The 19,101-nt window shown below is 39.4% G+C and carries 13 protein-coding genes; 6 read left to right on the forward strand and 7 right to left on the reverse strand.

Annotation, left to right across the window (positions count from 1 at the left end; all coding sequences use genetic code 11):
• Position 1: 1 nt before the first annotated feature.
• Entirely contained in the window at positions 2–1,798 is a 1,797-nt protein-coding gene (gene lepA / locus WD048_04620; GenBank protein ID MEX0811479.1) for a translation elongation factor 4, read from the reverse strand.
• 134 nt (positions 1,799–1,932) lie between these two features.
• On the opposite strand from lepA, the gene rpe reads away from it, so the two are divergent.
• Together rpe and WD048_04630 are read left to right on the forward strand one after the other, a co-directional pair.
• Positions 1,933–2,589 carry a ribulose-phosphate 3-epimerase gene (gene rpe / locus WD048_04625; protein ID MEX0811480.1) on the forward strand — a complete coding sequence of 219 codons (657 nt, stop codon included), beginning with the start codon at positions 1,933–1,935 and terminating at the stop codon, positions 2,587–2,589.
• A gap of 34 nt (positions 2,590–2,623) precedes the next feature.
• Positions 2,624–5,080 (forward strand): TonB-dependent receptor, encoded by a 2,457-nt coding sequence (locus WD048_04630; protein MEX0811481.1) that lies wholly within the window; start codon positions 2,624–2,626, stop codon positions 5,078–5,080.
• A 159-nt stretch (positions 5,081–5,239) separates the two neighbouring features.
• On the opposite strand, the gene WD048_04635 is transcribed toward WD048_04630, so the two are convergent.
• Positions 5,240–8,005: a T9SS type A sorting domain-containing protein gene (locus tag WD048_04635; GenBank protein MEX0811482.1), complete on the reverse strand. Its 2,766-nt coding sequence runs from the start codon at positions 8,003–8,005 to the stop codon at positions 5,240–5,242.
• 157 nt (positions 8,006–8,162) lie between these two features.
• Here WD048_04635 and WD048_04640 point away from each other — a divergent pair, with 157 nt between their 5' ends.
• Positions 8,163–9,557 (forward strand): hypothetical protein, encoded by a 1,395-nt coding sequence (locus tag WD048_04640; GenBank protein MEX0811483.1) that lies wholly within the window; start codon positions 8,163–8,165, stop codon positions 9,555–9,557.
• 57 nt (positions 9,558–9,614) lie between these two features.
• A complete protein-coding gene (locus WD048_04645; GenBank protein MEX0811484.1) occupies positions 9,615–10,031 on the forward strand; it encodes a DUF1801 domain-containing protein in 417 nt (138 codons plus the stop codon).
• 3 nt (positions 10,032–10,034) lie between these two features.
• Here the strand turns inward: WD048_04645 and WD048_04650 are convergent, their stop codons facing one another.
• The 4 genes from WD048_04650 to WD048_04665 all read right to left on the reverse strand — a co-directional run bounded on the left by WD048_04650 (position 10,035) and on the right by WD048_04665 (position 12,267).
• Entirely contained in the window at positions 10,035–10,409 is a 375-nt protein-coding gene (locus tag WD048_04650) for a hypothetical protein (GenBank protein ID MEX0811485.1), read from the reverse strand.
• The gene (yidD, locus tag WD048_04655; GenBank protein MEX0811486.1) at positions 10,393–10,635 is read right to left on the reverse strand and encodes a membrane protein insertion efficiency factor YidD; all 243 of its coding nucleotides are present in this window, start codon (positions 10,633–10,635) and stop codon (positions 10,393–10,395) included. Before yidD ends, WD048_04650 begins: the two co-directional genes overlap by 17 nt.
• Before the next feature lie 10 nt (positions 10,636–10,645).
• Entirely contained in the window at positions 10,646–11,653 is a 1,008-nt protein-coding gene (locus WD048_04660) for an amidohydrolase family protein (GenBank protein MEX0811487.1), read from the reverse strand.
• A 269-nt stretch (positions 11,654–11,922) separates the two neighbouring features.
• Positions 11,923–12,267, reverse strand: coding sequence for a hypothetical protein (locus WD048_04665; protein MEX0811488.1), 345 nt, complete (start codon positions 12,265–12,267; stop codon positions 11,923–11,925).
• A gap of 119 nt (positions 12,268–12,386) precedes the next feature.
• Here WD048_04665 and WD048_04670 point away from each other — a divergent pair, with 119 nt between their 5' ends.
• Positions 12,387–16,244 (forward strand): DUF2341 domain-containing protein, encoded by a 3,858-nt coding sequence (locus WD048_04670; GenBank protein ID MEX0811489.1) that lies wholly within the window; start codon positions 12,387–12,389, stop codon positions 16,242–16,244.
• Between the two features lie 57 nt (positions 16,245–16,301).
• Entirely contained in the window at positions 16,302–16,724 is a 423-nt protein-coding gene (locus WD048_04675; GenBank protein ID MEX0811490.1) for an Hpt domain-containing protein, read from the forward strand.
• Here WD048_04675 and WD048_04680 read toward each other — a convergent pair.
• Positions 16,718–19,051, reverse strand: coding sequence for a T9SS type A sorting domain-containing protein (locus WD048_04680; protein MEX0811491.1), 2,334 nt, complete (start codon positions 19,049–19,051; stop codon positions 16,718–16,720). The genes WD048_04675 and WD048_04680 overlap by 7 nt on opposite strands.
• Positions 19,052–19,101 lie beyond the last annotated feature (50 nt).

The raw sequence follows: 19,101 nt of genomic DNA on the forward strand, positions 1-19,101 counted from the left end.
TTTAATCATTTAACTTCAGTACAGCCAGAAATGCAGATTGTGGCACTTCCACTTTTCCGATTTGGCGCATTTTCTTCTTGCCTTTTTTCTGTTTTTCAAGCAATTTTCTTTTACGGGTAATATCACCACCGTAACATTTAGCTGTCACATCTTTTCTTAATGCAGAGATGGTTTCTCTTGCAATAATTTTTGCGCCAACTGCTGCTTGAATAGCAATCATAAATTGCTGACGGGGCAAAAGCTCTTTGAGTTTTGCACATATTTTTTTGCCAAATTCATATGCTTTGTCTTTGTGAATCAGAGAAGAAAGTGCATCTACATTTTCACCATTGAGTTTAATGTCCATTTTCACCAATTCACTGCGCACATATTCAGTTGGGTAATAGTCGAAGGAAGCATAGCCTTTTGAAATGGATTTCAAACGATCGTAAAAATCAAAAACAATTTCTGCCAAAGGCATATGGAAAGTAAGCTCTACACGTGTTTCTGAAAGATAGACCTGGTTTTGTATTTCACCTCTTTTTTCAATACAAAGATTCATAATTGGACCTACATAATCTGGCAGGGTTATGATTTGAGCTTTAATAAAGGGCTCTTCTACATAATTGAGTTCAGAAGCATCGGGCAGATCGCTCGGGTTATTTACGAGTAATTTTTCATCGGGGGTTTTGTTGGTGTAGGCAAAATAGGAAACATTGGGAACTGTAGTGATTACCGACATATCGAACTCGCGCTCCAGTCGTTCTTGTACAATTTCAAGGTGCAGCATGCCCAGGAAACCACAGCGAAACCCAAATCCCAATGCAGCAGAGCTCTCTGGTTCAAAAACCAGTGAAGCATCATTGAGTTGTAATTTTTCCAAAGATTCTCTCAATGCCTCATAATCATCGGATTCTAAAGGATAAATACCCGAAAATACCATTGGTTTCACATCTTCAAACCCTTCAATAGGTTTGGGGCAGGGTGCTGATTTCCTGGTAAGTGTATCGCCCACTTTTATTTCTTTGGAATCTTTGATCCCGGTAATAATGTAGCCTACATTTCCGGCAGACAATTCCTTTTTGGGTACCATTTCTATTTTTAATACACCGATTTCGTCTGCTTCGTATTCTTTTTCGGTGTTGTAAAACTTAACCAGATCACCTTTTTTGATAGTACCATTGAATATGCGGAAATAGGCAATCACGCCTCGATAGGAATTAAATACTGAATCGAAAACCAGTGCCTGCAATGGAGCATCAGGATCTCCTTTGGGCGGAGGAACCCTATTCACAATAGCTGTTAATATTTCTGGTACGCCAATACCTGTTTTTCCACTAGCAGAAATAATATCTTCGCGCTTACAACCCACTAAATCAATGATTTGATCTGCCACTTCTTCAACCATTGCCCCATCCATATCTATTTTATTGATTATGGGGATAATTTCTAAATCTTGTTCAATAGCAAGATACAGGTTGGAAATAGTCTGCGCCTGAATTCCCTGAGTTGCATCAACTAAAAGCAGGGCTCCTTCACAGGCGGCAATTGAGCGGGAAACTTCATAGGAAAAATCCACATGTCCCGGTGTGTCTATCAAGTTGAGTGTGTACTCCTGTCCATCTTGTATATGCAGCATTTGAATAGCGTGGCTTTTAATGGTAATACCACGTTCTCTTTCCAGGTCCATACTGTCGAGAATCTGTTCTTTCATTTCGCGGTCGGCAACAGTATGTGTGCTGCTCAAAAGGCGGTCGGCAAGTGTGCTTTTCCCATGATCGATATGGGCTATTATGCAGAAATTTCTATAGTGTTTCATCTGCGGCAAAGATAATTGAATTTAGTACTTGTTACGAAATATGCTTTTTATTTTCCTGAAAGGAGATAAGATATCCATTTTACTGAATATCCGCACCGAAATGCTAATTTTGCAGCACACTAATTCTCAGGCTTATGAACCACTTAATTGCTCCTTCTATTCTTTCCGCTGATTTTGCAAATTTGGGCAGGGACATTGAATTGATCAATAAAAGCGAGGCAGATTGGATTCACGTAGATGTTATGGACGGTCGCTTTGTACCCAATATTTCTTTTGGACTCCCGGTAATACAGGCAATCAGACCCATTGCAGAGAAGCTGCTGGATGTGCACCTTATGATTGTTGAGCCCGATCATTTATTGACAGATTTTGCCAAAGCAGGCGCTGATTCTATTACGGTTCATTTTGAAGCCTGTACGCATTTACACCGCAGCATTCAGCAAATTAAGTCGCTGGGATGCGAGGCCGGAGTGGCTTTGAATCCGCATATGCCCATACATATGCTCAATGATATAATTGTCGACCTGGATGTAGTTTGCCTGATGTCGGTCAACCCCGGTTTTGGGGGACAGTCATTTATAGAAAATACACTGAACAGAATTGCAGAACTCAAAGAACTTATTCTGCGCAAAAATTCCAAGGCACTGATAGAAATTGATGGGGGGGTAAAACCAGGAAATGCATCGGAACTGGTAGAGAAAGGAGCCAATGTGCTGGTGGCCGGGAGCAGTGTATTTAAAGCCGAAGATCCTTTGCAGGCCATTCATTCATTAAAACATTTGAAGCCATAAAATTTTCACTTTTTTTAACCGTTTCTTTGTCTTAATGCCGCATTCAAAAAAAATTTTTCTCTTATTTATTCTAAGCATTGCCTTTAATACTTTGAGGGCACAGGAAACCGGCAGGGTCAGTGGTATTGTAAAAGATGAATCCGGGTTTGCTGTACCGGGAGTGAGTGTATATCCTATTGAGCTAAAAGGCAGTGGGGTAAGTACTGATGAAAGAGGAAGCTACAGCCTGCCAATCAATGCAGGTGAATTGACGGAAATTGTGTATTCCTCGCTTGGTTATGAAAGCGATACCTTCTCGGTATATGTGGCACCCGAACAAGATTATCAGCTCAATGTAGAATTGAAATCCTCCACTTATGAATTGGATCTGATAGAAATTGAAGACAAACAAAAGCGTGAAACTGCAAGTGTTGTAAAGCTCAATGTGGAAGATGTGGAGAATATCCCCACGCCAATGGGCGGTATTGAAGGGGCTATAGTTACACAGGGATTGGGAGTGAGCAGTACAAGTGAGCTGAGCTCCAATTATTCGGTGCGGGGCGGAAATTACGATGAGAACCTGGTTTATGTCAATGATTTTGAGGTTTATCGTCCCTTTTTGATCCGTTCCGGTCAGCAGGAAGGATTGAGCTTTATTAATCCTGAACTGGTGAGTTCGGTGGAATTTTCCTCTGGAGGCTTTCAGCCGCGCTATGGTGATAAAATGGCTTCGGTGCTGGATGTGACTTATAAAAAGCCCAAAAAATTTGGAGGCTCTGCTTCTGGCAGTTTTCTTGGGGGCACTTTACATCTGGAGGCGGCCGATAAAAACCAACGCTTTACTTTCCTGGGCGGCATTCGCTACAAATCCAATCAGTATTTGCTCAATAGTCTTGAAACCACAGGTGATTACAGCCCTACATTTCTGGATATCCAGTCTTTTATGACCTATAAGATTAATGATAAGTTGGAGCTTGAGTGGATCAACAACTATGCCCGCAATCGCTTTGAGTTTGTGCCCAATGACCGAGAAAGCACTTTTGGTGTGGTCAACCAGGTCTTGCGCCTCACCATGTATTTTGAAGGGCAGGAAAACGACCAGTATGACAGCTACATGAGTGGATTGGCTTTGGTACAAAAGATCAAGCCCAATTTTCAACTGAAATGGATGGCCTCTTATTACCGCACCCGAGAGCAGGAGGCCTTTGATATACTTGGGGAATATTTTATTGGAGAGGTAGAAACTGATTTCTCTGATGATGATTTTGGGCAGGTGCGTTATTCGCTGGGTGCCGGTGCATTGCATCACTATGCCCGAAATGATCTGACGGCAAATATTTACAATGGTGGTTTTAAAGGCAATTGGCAAAAAGGTAAACACTATATACAGTTTGGTGCCCGCTACCAGCGGGAGATGATTCAGGATCGCGTGAATGAATGGGAAAAAACAGACTCTGCTGGTTTTACCATACCTTATTATGAGGATCGGATAGAATTGTCCAGGGTTTTAAAATCCGAGGTAGATTTGAACTCACACCGCATAAACGGCTATTTCCAGGACTCTTGGAATGTAAACGAAAGCAAGCGAATGACTTTTACCTATGGGGCGCGATTCACCTACTGGGATGTGAACCATGAATTTGTGGTGAGTCCCAGGGCGCAGTTTTCCTATAAGCCCGGAACCCGTAGGGATGTGGTTTTCAAATTTGCATCAGGACTCTATGCTCAGCCACCTTTTTACCGCGAATTGAGAAATCTGGATGCAGTGGTTAATAAAAATGTAAAATCGCAGAAATCGGTGCATGTGGTGGCCGGAACCGATTTGAATTTTACCGTTTGGGATCGTCCATTTACTTTTGTTACCGAGGTTTATTACAAATACCTCTACGACCTGGTGCCTTATGAATTTGACAATGTTTTGATCCGTTATTTTGGGGAAAACAAAGCCACCGGGTATGTGGCAGGAGTGGATTTCCGGCTCAATGGCCAGTTTGTAAAAGGGGAGGAGTCCTACATCAGTATGTCGATAATGCAGGCGCAGGAAAACATCGAGGATGAAACCTATATTGATTCAGAGGGCAACGAAGTGGATCCCGGATTTATCCCGCGTCCTACTGATCAGCGTTTTCGATTTAGCATGTTTTTCCAGGATTATTTTCCAAAGAGCAATACCTTTAAAGTACACCTGAATTTTATCTATGCAACAGGACTGCCTTTTGGCCCGCCCGATAATGTGCGCTACAATGATGACCTCCGAATTCCGGCATATCGTAGAGTAGATATTGGCTTTTCAGCAGGAATATACGATAGGAGTAAAGGCAATAAATTGTCTAAAACTAAGCTTTTTGGCAAATTGAAATCCATTTGGGCCACGCTTGAAGTTTACAACTTATTTGGAGTGGAAAACACCATTTCCTACCTCTGGATAAAAGACATTACCAACAGGGTGTATGCCGTGCCCAATACGCTTACCGCCCGCAGGATCAATTTGAGGTTGATTGTGAAGTTTTAGAGTTATGACTTACTCTCGCCCAGCTCAAGGATGCGCTAAAACATATCCTTGTATATATTTCGCTTTTATATAGAGTAGACCACTCCATAAAAAATAATTCCAAAAGCCCATATCGGACTTTTGGAATCACATTCAACCCACACAAAATAAAAGATACTTTTACAATTTGATCAACTTCCCATTGGCAATCACTTTCTCGCTGTTACTCACACGAATCAGGTACATGCCCTTGTCCAGTGAATGAGCCGGAACACTGATTACATCTCCTGTATAATTCCTGTTCAATACCTGTTTGCCTGAAAGGTCAAAAATTTCAATTTGAAATTCCTCACCGTTTGTTGCTCCTTTCAGGTCGATAAAAACCTGGTTATTTGTGGGGTTGGGATAAACATTTATTTGCAGCGATTCATAGATTTCTTCTTCTGCACTCAACCAAACCAAATAATCTTTACCCAGCTCTCCAACTGTATGAAAAGTGGTATTGGTAATTATTGGCGCATTGAAATCAAAGTAAATGGCAGCATTGTTCTCAATGATTGTTCCATTGGGCAGATTGGGTTTTAAATCTACTCTGAACTCCACAAAACCATGACTCTTAGGTTCGTTGACATTACTGTCTGGTAAAAGAATATTTTTAAATCTCCATTCCAATACGCCTTGTCCAAACACCTCAAACTCATAATCGTGACTGGAGGCACCGGAAACCACCGAGCTCACTTTCAAATGTTCTGAAAGTGTATCACGGATTGATACATAAAAGGCCGTATCGTTGCCTGTATTCTGAAAGCGGATTTTGTAGTTCAATGGATCGCTGTTGCTGATGTAGTTTTGATTTCCTACGCCATAAGGAAAACCCTTTTTGTCATTGGGGTCATAGGCACCAATGATCTCATCACAATAAGTATTAACAAACGGGTTTCGGTAGTTCAGTGGCATAATATTGACAAAACCTGTAGAGGTATTTCCATTGCCACAGCCCTCCACCACTTTGGCTACTTTTTGCATAAAGGGATGGAAAGTGTCCTGCTCGGCTTCCAGGCGCCAAGTAGCACCATTGGCCGGCACATTTTTAGTCAGTTGAGCACCACTACCCAATTGATAATTGAAGTTTTGATACATCACATTGTCCTCCACTATGATTATCCCTCTTTGATTGTTCATGTTCCCTGAACCATCATTGATAATGCGAAACTGAACAGAATCAGGAGACTGGCAATCGGCTTCTATCTCAATATTGCTCATGTCCCAAAGTGTAGTGCTGTCAACACAAAAAGTATCGGGGTAGATTTCTGCTGTAGCGCATAGTGCTGTTCCTATGGGAAGTCCACATTTATTGAATACATCCACACTAAAGCTGCCACATTCAGCAATGTTGAGATTTCCAATATCGAAGCGGTAAAGATTGGTATCCTGTGGGCTTTGTTGCCAGGGAATGGAGGAGTTTAAGAAGTTTTGTGCCGGACTTAAGCTTAGCTCAATATAGGCACTGTCAAGTGGAGCGGTGCCATTGTTGCAATAATAAATGTGATAAGTGGAGCTTACGCAAGATCTAAGCAGACTATTGCTATTGATAAACACACTAGGCCCGGCACAGATGTCCTTTGGGGTAAGCGGGATATCAATATTTACAGTAGTGTCAGTACCCAGTAAAAAATCAATGGGATTGGAAAGACAGTTTATATAGTAATTGTCTGAACTGTCCAATTCAATATTCAATTGACTATAACCTTCGTTCACAGGAATAGAATAAAATCCATCGGAATTGCTGCTTAGGTTTCTTGAATTTAGACTATCTGTGAAAGTAGCATGGATATTAGGCAGCAAAACATCATTTGAATCTTTTACGCAGTTGTTGTTAAGGTCTAAGAATACTGTGGCATTGATTTGGTTGTGATAGACATTTCCGTTTGAGTCAGCAGCAAAAAGTGCTGGGTTTTGAGAGGAATTATTTAAATACCCACACCAATAAATCAAGTTGTTTCTGGTTAATATGTCATAAGCATACAAATTAATAGAAGTATCGGGCGTAAAATATGAATAATCCTTTTCCCATAAGATATTCCCCTGCTGATTAATTTTTGTCAAACGTACTGGGATGTTTTCACAAATAAGGATATTGTTATTCTCAGTGCCTGTCACTAAATCAATATTCCTGCCTGGTAAACTAATACTTGATAGTGAGTCACCTGTTTTATCCAATAGAGTAATAAAGTTATTTGAACTTAAAACATAAAAAGAATCAGTATGGGTCATTGAATTACTATATTGTCTGGAAAATGTTTTCGTCCAGATTGTATCCATATTTTGATCTAACTTTAACAATACACCCCTTTGGGTATTGGAGCCACTAGGGATGTATAGTCCATTTGTGAAAAAATTAGATGAGTCGGATTCAATTATCTCATAAAGCCAGCCGCTCGTATTTAAATAATTTATAGAAGAAAGTAGGTTTCCAACAGAATCAATAATTATATTGTTAAAACGTGAAGAGCCTTGAGTAAAATTTCCAACAGTAGAAAATCTATTTCCAGGTAATTCTATTATATCATTTGGGCTAGCATTATCAAAAAAATGGTTTTTTGACCATGATAGATTTCCTAAAGCATCAAGCTTGAAGATTGTTAAATGCCTTTGAGATAAAGACTGGACATAAAACCCAATTCCTAAATATTCATTATCTTTAGTCTGTAATAATTTGGTAAATAATAACAATTCAGGAAAAATATATTCCCACTGTTTATTACCTCTATCGTCATATTTAATGATTTTTGAACCAGTTATAATCGCCTCCCCTCCATCAACTGTTGTAATTACATCTGTCGCAGGTGATGTGCTAGTGTCAACAACATGCCACCCCTGTCCGGCAGCATTAAAGGAGATTAATAATAAGATTTGTAGGCTTAGAATAATTTTTAAAAGTTTCATGGCTTTAGGTTTTAATAGTTTAATTCAAGAAGCAATATTCGGCAAAGCCATTCTAACAATAAAATACATTATTTTTTGATTGTCCAAAATATTATGTTTAACTATGAAAATGAATGATTGATATTATTGGGTTATAAATAAAAATTTGTCCAAAATAATGCTGGAAACAAAGCTTGTAAAACTTTTAAAATCATTCAATAAGCAGGATTTGCGACAGGCAAAGGATTTTGTTTATGCGCCTTTTTTCAATAAAAATGAAAATGTACGGCTTTTATTTGATATTGTTAAAAAACACCATCCCAACTATACTATCTCCAAAGCAAAAGTCTATTCTAAGCTCTTTCCCAGGAAAAAATACGATGACCTGAAACTGAGGCACCTAATGAGTATGCTCTATAAAGTATTGGAAGATTTCCTGGCGGTTAGACATTTTTATGAAGATGGAAAACAGAAAAATCTATCGTTATTGGAAAGCCTGTACAATCTAAAACTCCCATCTCAATTCAAAAAAACAGAGAAGAGAGTCGGCCCTGCACTTAAACAAAATACCCCTGCTGATTCAGGGAATCATTATTATGCCTTTCGCTATGCTTTGTTAAAGGAAGATTTTGAGCAAATCCACCGGGAGCGCAGAAAAACGACCCGTCTTCAGGATGTGGGGCAGCATTTGGATGATTTTTACATTATCAACAAGTTGAAAAATGCCTGTGCCATGCTCAGCTATCAAAATGTTTACCAGCAGGAATACGATTACACTTTATTGGATACTTTATTGCAGTACCTGGAAAAGCATCCTCCAAAAAACAAACTGATTCAACTATACCTGGCGGGTTTGTTTTGCATTAAGGAAAGTGAAAACCTAAAGCATTTTGTACAATTGAAAAAACTGCTGCAATCTTCCAAAGATATTGCCCTGGACGAACTGCAGCAATTGCACGCCATTGCCAGAAATTACTGTATCAAACAGGTAAACACCGGAAACACTGCTTTTTTCAGGGATTTGTTCGAACTGTACCAATTGGGATTGAAAGATAAAATTCTGCTCGATGCAGAGGGGTATATGTCCCCGGCAGCATTTAAAAACATCCTGACTGTTGCGCTAAAGGTAGAAGCATTTGACTGGACCTACCAGTTTATAAAAGAGGAAATGCATTTGCTGAAAGTAGCTGAAAGGGAAAGTTTATATCACTATGGCCTGGGCAAACTCTATTTTCAGAAAAAGGAATACGACAAAGTAGTGCAAGCATTGATGCAGGTAGAATATACTGATGTTTTTGTAATGCTGGATTCCAAGACCTTGTTGCTCAAAACTTTTTACGAGCTGGATGAAATGGAATCTTTAGCTGCATTACTTCACAGCTTCAAGCAATTGCTACAGCGCAAAACTATCTTGGCCTATCACCAAGAGAACTATAAAAACCTGGTGCGCTTTACCAAGCAGATGATCAATTTGCCACCTTACAATAAAAAAAGAAGAGAGGCACTGATCCAAAAAGTAAAAGCGGCAAAAATACTGACGGAAAGGGAGTGGCTATTAGAGAATTTAGAGTAGGCTGGAAAATGTTTTTATCAATTTTTGTACCTTTAATAAAAGCCAATATCAGATATCATGAGCGAGCTAAAAACCAAAGTCAATGATGCGGATGTCTCTGCTTTTATAGATAAAGTGGCTGATGAGCAAAAGCGAAAGGACAGCTACCAATTAATTGAATTGATGAGTAAGGTCAGCGGGGCTCCGCCAAAAATGTGGGGAGAGAGTATTGTGGGTTTTGGTTCCTATCACTACAAATACAAAAGTGGGAGAGAGGGCGACTGGATGCTCTGTGGTTTTTCGCCCCGAAAAGCCAATATCAGTGTCTATACCATGTGCGATATCGAAAAGAACAAGGACTTGCTCTCGAAACTCGGCAAATACAAAAGCGGAAAATCCTGTCTTTACATCAAGCGACTTTCAGATATTGACGAAAAAGTACTGGAACAATTGGTGAGGGATTCCATTGAGCAGACGAAGGAAATGTATTCCTAAAAACTATCCTTTCTTCTCTTCAATCCAGGTTTTGAATTTTAATGCCTGATCTAAAGTTTCATTCCAATCTCCTTTAAAACAAATGGCACGATCATCTATAAATAGATCGGCCATGGGCTTGCCAAAAGTCCAGATTTTATCATAGGGGATTTCGTGTTTTTCCAACCAGGCTTTCATGGCTTTGTCCTGGTCTACTTTGTCTTTTTTATGGAAAATTTTATTGCTGCGCGTGCTAAAGATGTAAATTTTATGTCCCGCTTCTTTCATGGCTTCTATTGCTTCTTTGGTGCCGCTTACTGGAGGATCATAAATGTCACCACCGTTCCAGCCTTTGGAATAGCCGTGTATTACTCCGTCAAAATCAATTGCTATGGTCATTTTGTTTTGTTTTTTTAGGTACAGGATCATGTCCGTGTCCGCCCCATGGGTGACAGGACAAAATTCGTTTTACAGCCAAATAACTCCCCTTAATGCTGCCCCATTCGCCAATGGCCTCTACGGCATATTGCGAACAAGTGGGCGTATATCTGCAACTAGCTGGAAATATGGGGGAGATTATCAACTGATACAAACGAATGACAAAGATAAAAAGCTTGGAAATCAAAACACCTTATTTATATGAATTGATTGCGGTCTAATTTGAGCCAATCCATTGTATTTTGGCAAAATATTTTTTCTTGAGTACTGCTGCTCAAATCCATTTTTTCTATAAAAGCACCAATTTCCAAATCGCCCAGTGGAAAAGGATAATCAGAGCCCAAGGTAACTTTATCAATACCCACATGCTCAATAATATATTTCAAAAGTGCGGGATCGTGCGTAATGCAATCCACCCAAAATTTCCCGAGATATTCCCTGGGGGTCACATTATTGTTGATGGCTACCAAATCAGGACGACAATTGTAACCGTGTTCTATCCTGCCAATGGTGGGAATAAAACTTCCTCCTGCATGGGCGAAATTTACTCGTAAGTCAGGTAAGCGTTCAAACACGCCACCGAAAATCATGGAACAAATGGCACGTGCCGTTTCAGCAGGCATTCCAACCAACCAAGGTAGCCAGTATTTTTCCATTTTTGCTTTGCCCATCATATTCCAGGGATGGACGAATACGGCCATGTCCAAAGCTTCACAGGCTTCAAAAATGGGAAACAACCCAGGGTCGTCCAGGTTTTTATCATTTATGTTTGAGCCAATTTGTACTCCTGGAAAACCAATGCTTTTCAAATATTCCAATTCTTTAATAGCCAAATCGGAATCTTGCATGGGAAGTGAGCCCAATGCAACATAGTTTTTGGGGAAATCTGCCAGTCTTTTCGCCAAATCATTATTTAAAAAGCGGGCTACTTTTGCCCCGTGCTCTGGTTTTGCAAAATAGGCGAAAAGCACGGGAATGGTACAAACTACTTGAACCTGCGTATTATGTGTTTCGTAATCTTTAATCCGAACAGCCGGATCCCAGCAGTTTTCGGCAATTTCTCGGAAAAAAGTCTCGCCCTGCATCATTCTGGCAAAACCTTTACGATGGTGCTCTAAGTGGATAAAACCCTCGTAACCAAACTCTTTGGCAAATGGCGGCATTTCCCGGGGCATAATATGCGTGTGCATATCAATTCTCAACATAGACTATTATTTTTTCCAAAGTTGCGAAAAAATTAAATACTGTTATTGTTTACTGGAGAAATCAAACGCAATTATTAACGACAATAATGGATGAGTTAAAATAGTCAAATCATTGCGGTGTGGGCATTCAAAAAACAAATGCCGGACATCCAATGGGTCATGACCCATTGTGTTAAAATTTGTCGTTTGTTGTGTACACTTTCAAATTCCAGTACATTATAAAACTAAAATTTTATTAAGCATTATTCATGCTAAAAAAGAGCTAATCTCTAAGCATTTATTTGTTTAAAATCCGCTTCCTCCATTTCCAATTCCAAGCCCAATAAATGGCTGGAAAAATTTTTGCCCAAAGTGTCCATCCTCAAAGACCGGGATGCTCCGCCATCCAGGGCTTCATGACAAACAAAATTCAGTCCTTCTATGGCATCCCATTCAAAGCGCTCCACTTTTCCTTTGATCAGTCCTTTGAAATATTTCTTAACCATATCAGCGTGTAGGTATTTTTTTAACAGTGGATAGTGTTCTGGTTTGCGTGCAAGTACACCAATATTGCAGATGTCGTTTTTATCGCCCGAGCGGGCGGAGGCTATGTTGATCAGTTTTATTTTTTCCATGGAATAAAAGTAACCAAAATCCTCTACAACCTTCACTTTTTCAAAATGCCATTAATCATTTTACCGTAACTATTTAAGTGATAATACGTAACACAAGCTGCAAACCAAACCGCATATCAATGAATAATACTGGTAAAAATCCATTACACAATAGTGGCTATCGTCCAAACAATAGGGTTTCCATTGCAGCTACAGTACTCTTTTTTGCAGTGGTTTCATTTTTCTTTTTCAATTTTGGCCCGCGATCGGGAGATCACCCTTCAGGTTATACTTATTACAGGGGGATTACCATTGATCATACCAAAGTTTCGGGCAGTACTGATTTAGAGGGATTTCCTGTTTTAATCAGTATCCAGGACAATGATTACAGCTCGATTTCCAATGGTGGTAATGTTGAAAGTGAGAACGGCTACGATATCATTTTCACGGATGATGGGGGCAATCAGCTTGCACATCAGATAGAGCGTTATGATGCCTCGTCTGGAGAAATTTTGGCCTGGGTAAGAGTAACAAATTTAAGTGCTTCGGAAAACACTATTCTCAGGATTTATTATGGCAATAAAAATATAAATTCAGAGCAATCCACTTCAATCACCTGGAAATCTGATTATAAAACAGCTTTTCATTTTGAAAACAACCCTCTTATATCTGCTCCGCAATTGACAGATGGCACATCAAATGCTGTTAGTGCCACTAAATTCGGAACTACTGACAGTTTAAACTTTGTGGATGGTATAGTAGGAAATGCCTGGTATTTTGACGGCAACGATGATTATTTGAATTGTTCACAGGATTTGGGCATTTGGTTGGGAAAAACTGCTACTTTCTCAGCATGGATAAAAACAAATAACCAACCTGAACAAAGCAATTATAAGTCAATGCCGGGAATAACGGGAGTTTCAGCCTTACTGCTTAGTACTAATGAAATCTTTTATGGCATAATTGACGATAATGGAAAAATTGGAGGGCAAGCCGGCAATACTTCAGGTGCCTTCTCTTCACAATCGGTAGTGGACGACAACTGGCACCATGTTGTTATAACCCGTGAATCAGCAGATGGTAAAATTCGTGTGTATATAGATGGAAGTCTTTCTGATAGCGCATCATCATCAAGTGGAAGTATAAGTAATGCCTTTTATGACATAGGAAGGGTTATAGGCAACCTCAGTTCTTCAAATTATTTTAAAGGAACAATTGACGAGTTGAGAATTTATGATGGCATCCTGAACGAACACTGGATAGCAACAGAATACAACAATATCCAAAACCCCTTTGCCTTTTACGAAGTTTCTCAGCGCTACAGCGTGATTGATACTACAATAGAAGAATCAGTTGACAACAGCAATATTGAATTTCTTCCAAATTATTGCAAACGAATTCATATCAGAATTAAAGGCAGTGAAGTTTGTGGTTCAGCTGATTTTGTAAGCTTTCCATTGTTTGTAAATGTAGAAAGGGAAGCACTCAAATCAATTTCAAATGGAGGCAGTGTTGCCGATAGCAATGGGTATGACATTGTATTCACATCGAAAGATGGCAAAACTTTGCTTAGCTTTCAAACAGAAGATTACGATCCCCTTTTAGGAAAATTTTCAGCATGGGTGATGCTTCCTGAATTGTCGGCCACTGAGAATACAGATATTTTCATGTATTACGGCAACAGTGATGCAAATACGAACCTTTCTTCAAACATATGGGACTCTGATTATAAAGCAGTGTGGCATATGAGCAGTAATCCTGCTTCTTCAGATTTGCTTGATAACGGTTATTACAGCCATAATGGTACATTTGAGGGGGGGATGAGCAGCTCTAACCTGGTAGATGGAATCCTTGGAAAAGCAATTCAGTTTGATGGAATTGATGATTATGTAAACATAGGTATGCCGGCACAGTTGAAATTTGTGGGTAATAAAAGGCTTACAATTTCAGGTTGGGCAAAAATTGACAATTCTATAAATGTAGGGGATGCAAGTGCAGACATAGCCCTTTTGGCAAAATCAAAAGATGTAAATGAGGAAAAATACCTGCTGGGTTTGGATAAGGGAGAAAAACTCAAGGTGGGTATTGGTACAAATAGAGTAAGTCATACCACAGTCAATCAGGGAAATGTTGCACTTGATGAATGGCAATATCTGGCCATGACTTTTAATAATGCTAAATTAAGAGGATTTGTAAATGGGGTTGAAGTTTTCTCAGAGGATGTTGAGGGAAATATGATCAATCACGGACAGGATATTTTCTTTATCGCAAAGCGTCATGACAACAGGTACTTTAAAGGTTTGATAGATGAGTTGCGTGTATTACAAGCAGTTCGCTCTGAAGAATGGATATGTACCGAATATAAAAATCAATCTGCACCCCTCGAATTTTATACCTTGGGAGACGAGGAAAATTGCAACTCATGGGCGGACAATAAACATATATCCCCCAACAGGTGGAAAGGAACTGAAAGTATTGATTGGTTTGATACATTAAACTGGACCATGCACTATGTTCCCACAGAAAATGATTCTGCCGTAATTCCCGGCAATACGCCTTTTGACCCACTGGTGGAAAGTGGAAAAACAGCAAAAGCTAAAACCTTGATATTGCATGATGAAAACACATTGACCATAGAAAACAATGCATTGTTCAGATTGTATGGCGATGCGCATATTATGGGTGATATTGTGAATACTGCCGGTAAATTTGTTTTCAGTGGCAGTAGCACACAAAACCTTTATGGCCCGCATGATGTAGAGGTTTATAATGCTGCAATGGAAAATAGCAGCGGCTTGCAATTGCATACAAATTTTGGTATTGCAAACAACCTTAACTTCCAAAGTGGTATGATTTTTACCAATAGTGATACTGTAAAAATATTATCAGATTCGGAAGAAGCCATAAGCGGATACAATAAAAACAATTATGTAGCGGGGTACCTGAACCGAAAAATCAATGATGGTTATACAGATTATATGTTCCCGGTAGGAAAAGGGAATGAAAATAATTACCATTGGGTACTTATTGAAGCCAAAAAACTGAAAGGCACCTCCAATATTACCATTCATCTTACTGATATTTTTAATCATGATGATAGTGATGTATTTATACTTGATCTGGGCATGTCAATCAGAAGCCTGAATAAAGCCTGTATATGGGTGATTGAGCCTGATGTACAGCCAACAAGTGGCTCCTATAATATCAGGCTTTGCACTGAAAACATGAGTGGATTGGAAGACAATAGTTTTTCAGTGGTTAAAAGACCTCATGGCAGTGATGCAACTAATTGGAGTACGGGAGGCGGAACATTGAATTTGTTGCTTAGCCTCGGAAGGAAAGTGTCTGATGGATTTTCATTGCTGAACAACCTTACAAGCTTTTCAGATTTTGGAGTAGGACAGGAAGGAGAAGGCGATGCCTTGCCTATTAAACTGAGCTATTTCAGGGCAGAGCTCTGGGATGACAAAAGTGTAATGCTCACCTGGGAAACCTATACAGAAATCAACAATGATTATTTCACTATTGAGCACAGCACTGACGGATCAGCATTTGCTCCAATTGGAAAAGTACAGGGCGCAGGCAATAGCACCGATATTCTCAGCTATGAATTTTTACATGAAAATGCTGAGCAGGGAGAAAACTATTATCGCCTGAAACAAACTGATTATGACGGGCAATTTGAGTATTTTGATATCAAAAGCGTGTATTTAGAAGCAGGAGGCGGTATTGACGATATTTATGTAGATAGGGTAGGCCCCAATCCTTTTAATTCTGAATTGGCATTGCGCTATTTCAGCTCCGGAGTCAGAATAATGTCTGTTAAAATGTACAACCTGTCGGGAGCTATAGTGCTTGCTGAAGAACATTCTGCACATGTGGGCAGCAATAAAATTCAATTGAGTGGTCTTTCATCATTAAGCCAGGGGACTTATTTGCTTGAAATTACAGACAACAACACTTACAGTGAGACGGTTAAGGTGATCAAATCATATTGATAAATAATGGGGTTTTTAAACCTGAATTGAAATATTGAATAAAAATAATAGAGGCGAATGAATAGGTGTAGAATGGAAATGCTTGGGGATAAATTTAATATAAATGAGATACTGCCTCTTAATCCGGACATTTCAGCTTTAGAAAAACTGAGTGCCGGTGACACAGCATTTGTAAATGAAATAATTACAGTTTTTGTAGCCGAAACACCAGCATTGCTATTTGAAATGGATTTGGCTCTTCAGAATGACAATTTCAAATTGCTTGCTGCGCTACTGCACAAGTATAAATCCTCTGTGAGTTTGGTAGGTAAAAAACAACTCTATTTGCTTGCAGGTAATCTTGAGCTAAAAATTATCCAACTTAAAGTTTCAAATGATGCTGAATCTTTACAGCAAGATTTAAATCAATTGATCTTAATAAGTCTGGGGATAATCAAGTATCTCAAATTCAGGATGTTAAAGCTCAACAATATTTACTGATCAATCACCACTTTACGGTAATAAGTACTGCTTTTTTCACCATCGGAAACAGTTATTTGAACAAAGTGCATTCCAGAAGAAAACTGCTTTAAAACGTCCCGGCTTATTATGTGTTGGTGTTTACCAGCCTGTTGTTTTGATATGTTTTTCATATAAAGCTCTTGGCCACTCATATCAAAAATGCGTAAATCTAAACGGGCATAGCTTTTTAGATTATAACTAATAAATAATTGTTCTTTAGCAGGATTAGGAAATACTTCTAAATCAATATTGTCATTTATTCGCCCTTCTATATTATTAATGGTTCCATTACTGTCAATTGGTGGATTGTTGGGTTGAAAAATATTAAGCGAATCTGATGTAAACGGACGACAGGAAAATGCAAGCGCATCAATATTGGGGATAAAAGCCTGGGCAGCCGTATCATCTACAGCCATATAAGAAACGGGGTCGCTTAAACTGAAAAAACTGCCATCTAAAAATGAGGCATATAAAACGGCAGGGTTTAATGTGTCTTGTTGCGTCTCACTGCTATAGAAATCTTCATTGTCCACGCTAAAGACCAGGGCAAGTTTTAATGCACCACCATCTGAGAGGTCGGGTAACCAGGCAAATTCAAAAGCATTGATATCAATTTCGGGGTGAATTCCCAGGTTTAATTGAGGATCAATTACAGGATCAATACTGCCAAAATCATTTACCTGATAAATTACACCTGGTCTTAAAACCACTCCATTATCGGTAAATCTTGCTTCATGATCAACAGATATATATTGGTAAAGACAGTCGCTGGATTTATAAGCATCAAGCGCATCAATATCATTGTTGAATGCTTTTCCTGAAGGCGTGAAATCAGGATCGGGGCTAAGATCCGTGTGGATTTCACTTTCTCTGTAAAGCGGTGCGGGGGTGACCATCCATCGGTTTGTTACGGAATCTATATTGACAATAGAATTCAATACTTCATCTTTCCCAAGTGCTGAACCCATCACTGCATCAGGATCTATAGGGTTTACGCATAAATTTGAATTTGCATTACCTATAAATGCATAAGCATAATCCTCATCAAAAGAAAGGAGCATATACTTAGGGGGGTGAATACATGATCCTGCTACGTAATTTACCCTTTGCCCGGGGCCGAATGTAGTATTGTTCAAATCGATATGAATGCGGTCATTTCCATCAATATCAAAATAATGTTGTGCCACTGAATCAACAGTTCCTGGATCAAAAATGGACAAAGCGGGATTGCATAAAGGAGCAGAGGCTGTGGCATTTGGTGCCGGGTCAGAACCAAAAATACTGGCATCATTATAAACCATACCGGAGGCCGCTGTATTGGTTCTCCACTGATAAATATCTCCAGGATCAAAAACTTCATTTCCGCTATTGTTGGGATCACTCCATTCGGCATCACTGCCAATGTCAACAGAAAAATACAGTGCTTCATTTGAACAGTTGAACAAACCTCCTACAAAAGGCGGCAATGGGCCATTCGGATTGTAAACATAGCCTGTATCCACCAATTCTATGGCAATATCCATAGTGCCGAAATATTCTGCCCAGGCAATGTCATATCTTTCATAGTTCGGTGTTCTGCCCGGTGGATTGATAGCCGCATAGGCCATTGCAGTAATGTTTATTGTGAATGTATCGCCATTTTCCACGAGCATACTTCCAATTTGATCGCCAATATAATTTCCCCTGTAGCGTCCTTGTATATTTGGAGGAAGGTCAAAATTTCCGGGCAAAAGATTGTTTCCGTCAATATTAAGCCCTACGCCAGTTGTATAGGCCGTATCTTCATTAAATGCTTCCGGTCTGTTGTTTAAATGTGTGATTACACTGTAATTGTATGCTACAACCGCACTTCTGCCTGGGGGGATATTTTGAGCTACCAAAGTCAATGATGCATTTAAATTGGAAGAACCATTTGCATACCAGGGACAAAGGTTGTCATCACAACTGAATTGGGCACGGGCTATATTGTCCCACACTATTCGCAAGCGATTGGAGTCAGAACCGGCTATGCTTACAAAGCCACTTCCATTGCCCGTAGTAGGGCAGGTAAACATAAGGTTGGTAACCGTAGAAAAATTGCCAAAAACAGTAGCCTCATTTGCATTTACAAAACTACCTACAATTGAATCTGCAATGGACCTAGGTGGAGGACATGGCATAAATGGTGCAGCGCCTTGTACGAATGCTGATGTATTCCCATTGATTTGTGAAGAGTTGTTGTTGAAGCTCAGATTTGCCTGACCTGAAACCATATAACTTAAAGTAGTAAAAATTGCAATACAAATAACGAATAATGAATTTTTCATGACCTTAGAGTTTTAGTTGGTTGTAATTTACAAAAACAAATTAATCGAAA

The sequence above is a fragment of the Chitinophagales bacterium genome (assembly GCA_040877935.1).
In the GTDB taxonomy this organism is placed as follows: domain Bacteria; phylum Bacteroidota; class Bacteroidia; order Chitinophagales; family CAIOSU01; genus JBBDNB01.

Bases quoted from the DNA above. Each gene is read 5' to 3' on its own strand.
- WD048_04645 (MEX0811484.1), top strand. From the start codon at position 9,615: ATGAGCGAGCTAAAAACCAAAGTCAATGATGCGGATGTCTCTGCTTTT.
- WD048_04660 (MEX0811487.1), bottom strand. From the start codon at position 11,653: ATGTTGAGAATTGATATGCACACGCATATTATGCCCCGGGAAATGCCG.
- WD048_04650 (MEX0811485.1), bottom strand. From the start codon at position 10,409: ATGACCATAGCAATTGATTTTGACGGAGTAATACACGGCTATTCCAAA.
- WD048_04680 (MEX0811491.1), bottom strand. From the start codon at position 19,051: ATGAAAAATTCATTATTCGTTATTTGTATTGCAATTTTTACTACTTTA.
- WD048_04670 (MEX0811489.1), top strand. From the start codon at position 12,387: ATGAATAATACTGGTAAAAATCCATTACACAATAGTGGCTATCGTCCA.
- WD048_04675 (MEX0811490.1), top strand. From the start codon at position 16,302: ATGAATAGGTGTAGAATGGAAATGCTTGGGGATAAATTTAATATAAAT.
- WD048_04640 (MEX0811483.1), top strand. From the start codon at position 8,163: ATGCTGGAAACAAAGCTTGTAAAACTTTTAAAATCATTCAATAAGCAG.
- WD048_04665 (MEX0811488.1), bottom strand. From the start codon at position 12,267: ATGGAAAAAATAAAACTGATCAACATAGCCTCCGCCCGCTCGGGCGAT.
- lepA (MEX0811479.1), bottom strand. From the start codon at position 1,798: ATGAAACACTATAGAAATTTCTGCATAATAGCCCATATCGATCATGGG.
- WD048_04635 (MEX0811482.1), bottom strand. From the start codon at position 8,005: ATGAAACTTTTAAAAATTATTCTAAGCCTACAAATCTTATTATTAATC.
- WD048_04630 (MEX0811481.1), top strand. From the start codon at position 2,624: ATGCCGCATTCAAAAAAAATTTTTCTCTTATTTATTCTAAGCATTGCC.
- rpe (MEX0811480.1), top strand. From the start codon at position 1,933: ATGAACCACTTAATTGCTCCTTCTATTCTTTCCGCTGATTTTGCAAAT.